This is a genomic window from Streptomyces sp. (assembly GCF_035563135.1).
Classification (GTDB): domain Bacteria; phylum Actinomycetota; class Actinomycetes; order Streptomycetales; family Streptomycetaceae; genus Streptomyces.
In genome coordinates this window covers 1-5,613 of sequence record NZ_DATMVN010000639.1, presented here as the reverse complement: position 1 = coordinate 5,613, position 5,613 = coordinate 1, and the positions used below count along the sequence as shown (strand labels likewise).

General features: G+C 66.7%; 5 protein-coding genes and 2 pseudogenes. 6 read left to right on the top strand and 1 reads right to left on the bottom strand.

The window, feature by feature from the left end; genetic code table 11:
• Positions 1-340, top strand: a pseudogene (locus VN520_RS28655) (hypothetical protein); the annotation flags it as partial.
• 4 nt (positions 341-344) lie between these two features.
• Here the strand turns inward: VN520_RS28655 and VN520_RS28650 are convergent.
• Complete coding sequence (locus tag VN520_RS28650; RefSeq protein WP_325749857.1) at positions 345-656, bottom strand: ferredoxin; 312 nt, start codon at positions 654-656, stop codon at positions 345-347.
• A 241-nt stretch (positions 657-897) separates the two neighbouring features.
• On the opposite strand from VN520_RS28650, the gene arc reads away from it, so the two are divergent.
• The 5 genes and pseudogenes from arc to prcB form a co-directional block, all read left to right on the top strand.
• Entirely contained in the window at positions 898-2,664 is a 1,767-nt protein-coding gene (gene arc, locus VN520_RS28645; protein WP_325749856.1) for a proteasome ATPase, read from the top strand.
• 227 nt (positions 2,665-2,891) lie between these two features.
• A complete protein-coding gene (dop, locus tag VN520_RS28640) occupies positions 2,892-4,403 on the top strand; it encodes a depupylase/deamidase Dop (protein WP_325749855.1) in 1,512 nt (503 codons plus the stop codon).
• A gap of 120 nt (positions 4,404-4,523) precedes the next feature.
• A complete protein-coding gene (locus VN520_RS28635) occupies positions 4,524-4,742 on the top strand; it encodes a ubiquitin-like protein Pup (RefSeq protein ID WP_014044990.1) in 219 nt (72 codons plus the stop codon).
• A 118-nt stretch (positions 4,743-4,860) separates the two neighbouring features.
• Positions 4,861-5,038: pseudogene (locus VN520_RS28630) on the top strand (endonuclease domain-containing protein); the annotation flags it as partial.
• Positions 4,990-5,613 (top strand): proteasome subunit beta (gene prcB, locus VN520_RS28625; RefSeq protein ID WP_325749854.1); only part of this gene is annotated, 624 nt, incomplete at its 3' end. The pseudogene VN520_RS28630 and the gene prcB, both read left to right, overlap by 49 nt.

Below are 5,613 nucleotides of genomic sequence, written 5' to 3'. Positions count from 1 at the left end.
CGCCGCCGGGGACCTCGACGGGGACGGCGGGCCCGAGACGGTGGCCGTCGTCCGCTGCGCCGCCGGATCCGGTACTCCGCCCAGCGGCATCTACGTCGTGACGCAGCCGAGCGGGGCCGCACCCCGGGTCGTGGCGACCCTGGTGGACCCCGCTCAGAAACTCAACGTCACCGACTTCACCGTCCGTGACGGCCGGATCTCGGCGACCCTGCTCGGCTACTCCTCGGCCGACGTACCGCGTTGCTGCCCCGACGAGCTGGAGAGCGCGACCTGGCAGTGGAAGGGCAACGCCTTCATCAAGTCGGCCGGCCCTGCCGGGAGCACCGCGCGGGGCGCCTGAGCCCTTACTCCGCGTCCGGTCCGAAGACTTCCACGTTGTCCGAAACGCGGCGTACGTGAATGCAGTCGCCCGGGCACTCCTTGGCCGAATCCACCACGTCCTGGAGAAGGGGCAGCGGCACCGGTGTGGTGGCGCCCTTGTCCTGGAGGAGCTCGTCCTCGGCGCTCTTCACGTACGCCAGGCCGTCGATGTCCAGCTCGAACACCTCAGGTGCGTACTGCACACAGATGCCGTCGCCCGTACAGAGGTCCTGGTCGATCCAGACCTCGAGGTCCTGTGTGTCGCTGTCGCCCGGAGCGTCCTGCTGCACGGTCATGTGTCCTGCCGTTCCCTGCGTATCTGCACCAATTGAAGCCAGCCCTGACGGGTGTTGAACGCTTCGACGATACAACCGGCTGCTTTCCGGTGCCGAAGGGTGGGTATTCCCTTGGCGTGAGGGAGGGCGCAAGGGTGAAGATCGGACACACTCACGGGTCTTTGTGATCTAGGGGTTTCAATCACCACCCACCCAGGTAGGGTCAGGAAGCGTCCAGCTCCCCTTGGAGGAGGTGAGGACCGTGGCAGCCCACGACGACGACATCAACCGCGGCATCCGGCCCGGGCGGGGGTCAGAAGACCCAGCCGGCCAGGTTGCCTTTCTCGAGCAGGAAATCGCCGTCCTGCGACGTAAGCTCGCCGACTCTCCGCGTCATACGAGGATTCTCGAAGAGCGGATCGTCGAGTTGCAGACCAGCCTGGCGGGCGTGTCCGCGCAGAACGAGCGGCTCGCCGGCACACTCCGGGAGGCCCGCGACCAGATCGTGGCCCTCAAGGAGGAGGTCGACCGGCTCGCGCAACCGCCGGCCGGCTTCGGTGTCTTCCTGCAGGCCAATGAGGACGACACCTGCGACATCTTCACCGGGGGCCGCAAGCTCCGGGTGAACGTGAGCCCCAGCGTCGAGCTCGACGGCCTCCGGCGAGGCCAGGAAGTCATGCTCAACGAGGCGCTCAACGTGGTCGAGGCCATGGAATTCGAGCGGGCCGGGGACATCGTCACCCTCAAGGAGATCCTTGAGGACGGCGAGCGCGCCCTGGTCGTCGGGCACACCGACGAGGAACGGGTGGTGAGGCTCGCCGAGCCCCTGCTGGACATCACCATCCGTCCCGGCGACGCCCTGCTGCTCGAACCCAGGTCCGGCTACGTCTACGAAGTGGTCCCCAAGAGCGAGGTCGAGGAACTCGTCCTCGAAGAGGTCCCGGACATCGACTACGAAAAGATCGGCGGCCTGGGCGACCAGATCGAGCTGATCCGCGACGCGGTCGAGCTCCCCTACCTCCACCCGGACCTCTTCAAGGAGCACGAACTGCGTCCGCCGAAGGGCATCCTGCTCTACGGCCCTCCAGGCTGCGGCAAGACACTCATCGCCAAGGCCGTCGCCAACTCGCTGGCCAAGAAGGTCGCCGAGGTCACCGGACAGCCCGCGGGGAAGAGCTACTTCCTCAACATCAAGGGCCCCGAGCTCCTCAACAAGTACGTCGGTGAGACCGAGCGGCACATCCGCCTCGTCTTCCAGCGTGCCCGGGAGAAGGCGAGCGAGGGCACCCCCGTCATCGTCTTCTTCGACGAGATGGAATCCCTCTTCCGCACCCGTGGTTCCGGTGTCAGCTCGGACGTGGAGAACACCATCGTCCCCCAGCTGCTCGCCGAGATCGACGGTGTGGAAGGCCTGGAGAACGTCATCGTCATCGGTGCCTCCAACCGCGAGGACATGATCGACCCCGCGATCCTGCGGCCCGGCCGTCTCGACGTGAAGATCAAGATCGAGCGTCCGGACGCGGAGGCCGCGAAGGACATCTTCGCGAAGTACCTCACACCTTCGCTGCCGCTGCACTCGGACGATCTCGCCGAGCACACCGGTTCGAAGGAGGCCGCCGCCCACGCGATGATCCAGTCCGTGGTGGAGCGGATGTACACGGAGTCCGAGGAGAACCGCTTCCTCGAGGTCACCTACGCGAACGGCGACAAGGAAGTCCTGTACTTCAAGGACTTCAACTCCGGAGCGATGATCCAGAACATCGTGGACCGGGCAAAGAAAATGGCCATCAAGGCATTCCTCGAGCAGGGCCAGAAGGGCCTGCGCGTCTCCCACCTCCTCCAGGCGTGCGTGGACGAGTTCAAGGAGAACGAGGACCTGCCCAACACCACCAACCCGGACGACTGGGCCAGGATTTCCGGAAAGAAGGGCGAGCGGATCGTGTTCATCCGCACACTCGTCACCGGAAAGCAGGGCGCGGACACCGGTCGTTCCATCGACACGGTGGCGAATACCGGACAGTACCTGTAAAACGCAGACCGGCTGCGGATGCCCGGCAGGGTATCCGCAGCCGGACGTTTTCCCGGCAGCGCCGGCCACACCCGAAGAATGACGCAATTGATCTCCCCACCGGCGCAGAGGCGCTCTAGGCTCTGCCGTACCGCCGAGTCGCGCAGTGCGGGGACGGGCACCGCGGACCAGCAGCGGTACTTGAGCGCCGCTCCCGGACGGGAGCGGCGCCGGGCAAGGAGGGCCGCATGACCGTACGGCGAGTGATGGGCATCGAGACGGAGTACGGGATCTCCGTCCCCGGTCAACCCAACGCCAATGCCATGCTCACCTCATCCCAGATCGTCAACGCCTACGCGGCGGCGATGCACCGGGCGCGCCGTGCCCGCTGGGACTTCGAGGAGGAGAATCCGCTGCGCGACGCGCGAGGCTTCGACCTCGCCCGTGAGACCGCGGACTCCAGCCAGCTCACCGACGAGGACATCGGCCTGGCCAATGTCATCCTCACCAACGGTGCGCGGCTGTACGTCGACCACGCGCACCCCGAGTACAGCTCACCGGAGATCACCAATCCGCTGGACGCGGTGCTGTGGGACAAGGCCGGCGAGCGGGTGATGGCGGAGGCGGCCGAACGGGCCGCCGCGATCCCCGGCGCCCAGCCGATCCACCTCTACAAGAACAACACCGACAACAAGGGCGCGTCCTACGGCACGCACGAGAACTACCTGATGAAGAGGGAGACCCCCTTCTCGGACATCGTGCGCCACCTGACCCCGTTCTTCGTCTCCCGCCAGGTCGTCACGGGTGCCGGCCGGGTCGGCATCGGCCAGGACGGCCACGAGCACGGATTCCAGATCAGCCAGCGCGCCGACTACTTCGAGGTCGAAGTCGGCCTGGAGACCACGCTCAAGCGCCCCATCATCAACACCCGTGACGAACCGCACTCCGACGCCGAGAAGTACCGCAGACTGCACGTGATCATCGGCGACGCGAACCTCTCCGAGATCTCGACCTATCTGAAGCTCGGCACCACCTCGCTGGTCCTGGCCATGATCGAGGACGGTTTCATCAAGGTGGACCTGGCGGTCGACCAGCCGGTCCGCACCCTGCACCAGGTCTCGCACGACCCGGCCCTGAAGCAGCTGATCACGCTCCGTAGCGGCCGCACGCTCACTGCGGTACAGCTGCAGATGGAGTACTTCGAACTGGGCCGCAAGTACGTCGAGGAGCGGTACGGGGCCGACGCCGACGAGCAGACCAAGGATGTCCTGGCCCGCTGGGAGGACACCCTGAACCGCCTGGAGAACGACCCGATGAGCCTGTCGGGGGAGCTGGACTGGATCGCCAAGCGGGAGCTCATGGAGGGGTACCGGCGCCGCGACGGCCTGGACTGGGACGCCCCGCGCCTGCACCTGGTGGACCTGCAGTACGCCGACGTACGGGCCGACAAGGGCCTGTACAACCGTCTCGCCGCCCGGGGGAAGATGAAGCGGCTGCTCGACGAGAGCGACGTCGAGCGGGCCCGTACGAAGCCGCCCGAGGACACCAGGGCCTATTTCCGGGGCCGCTGCCTGGAGCAGTACGCGGACGACGTCGCCGCGGCCTCCTGGGACTCGGTCATCTTCGACCTGCCGGACCGTGACTCGCTGCAACGGGTGCCCACCATGGAACCGCTGCGAGGTACACGTAGTCACGTCGAGGAGCTGCTGGACCGCTGCCGCACCGCGGAAGAGCTGGTCCGGACGCTGACGGGGGGCTGAAAGGCCCTCCGGCTGGGAATCAATCAGATGACCTCCGGACGTTGAGGAAAGTACCGGGCCGATGTCGGACCCCATAGGTAGGGTCTGATCAAGTGCTTCGAACCGAGCGGGGTGAGCTACATGGCGACCAAGGACACCGGCGGCGGACAGCAGAAGGCGACACGCTCCACCGAGGAGACCGAGGAGCAGGTGCAGGACGCACAGGCGTCCGAGGACCTCAAGGAGCGGCAGGAGAAGCTCAGCGACGACGTCGACGACGTCCTCGACGAGATCGACGACGTCCTCGAGTCCAACGCCGAGGATTTCGTTCGTTCGTTCGTTCAAAAGGGCGGCGAGTAACAGCCGGAGATCCGGCCCGGACCGCTCGCCGGAGACCTCGCGCCGCCGGCACGGCGCCTTCCGTGGGATGCCTCGCTCATACCGGGGCATCCCGCGGAAGCGCTTCTGCACCGGGGACCATGTTGATCACCGTCACCGGGCGGGTAGGGTCCGTGGCGTACTGCTTCAACCGCAATCAGGCCATCGGCGAGTCGGGGGATGATCCTGCCTCCTTGCGCAGGGCCATCGCACACCTGGAGGGAAACGCGTGGAAGCCAACACTCGTAGCACCGGGCGTCTACCAGCTGCGTTCCTGACGCCGGGTTCGTCCTCGTTCATGGACTTCCTGTCCGACCACTCACCCGGGATCCTTCCCGGCAACCGCAGCCTGCCGCCGCTGCAGGGCGCCATCGAGGCGCCGCACGGCACGACCATCGTCGCGGCCTCCTTCCCCGGCGGGGTGGTGCTCGCCGGCGACCGCCGGGCGACCATGGGGAACATGATCGCGCAGCGCGACATCGAGAAGGTCTTCCCGGCCGACGAGTACTCGGCGGTGGGCATCGCCGGCACGGCGGGCCTCGCCGTGGAGATGGTCAAGCTGTTCCAGCTGGAGCTGGAGCACTTCGAGAAGGTCGAGGGCGCCACGCTCTCCCTGGAGGGCAAGGCGAACCGCCTCTCCACGATGATCCGCAGCAATCTGGCGATGGCCATGCAGGGCCTGGCGGTCGTCCCGCTGTTCGCCGGGTACGACGTCGACCGTGAGAAGGGCCGGATCTTCTCGTACGACGTGACCGGCGGGCGCTACGAGGAGCACAGCTTCCACTCGGTCGGCTCCGGCTCGGTGTTCGCCCGCAGCGCGCTGAAGAAGCGCTACCGCGACGACGTCACCGAG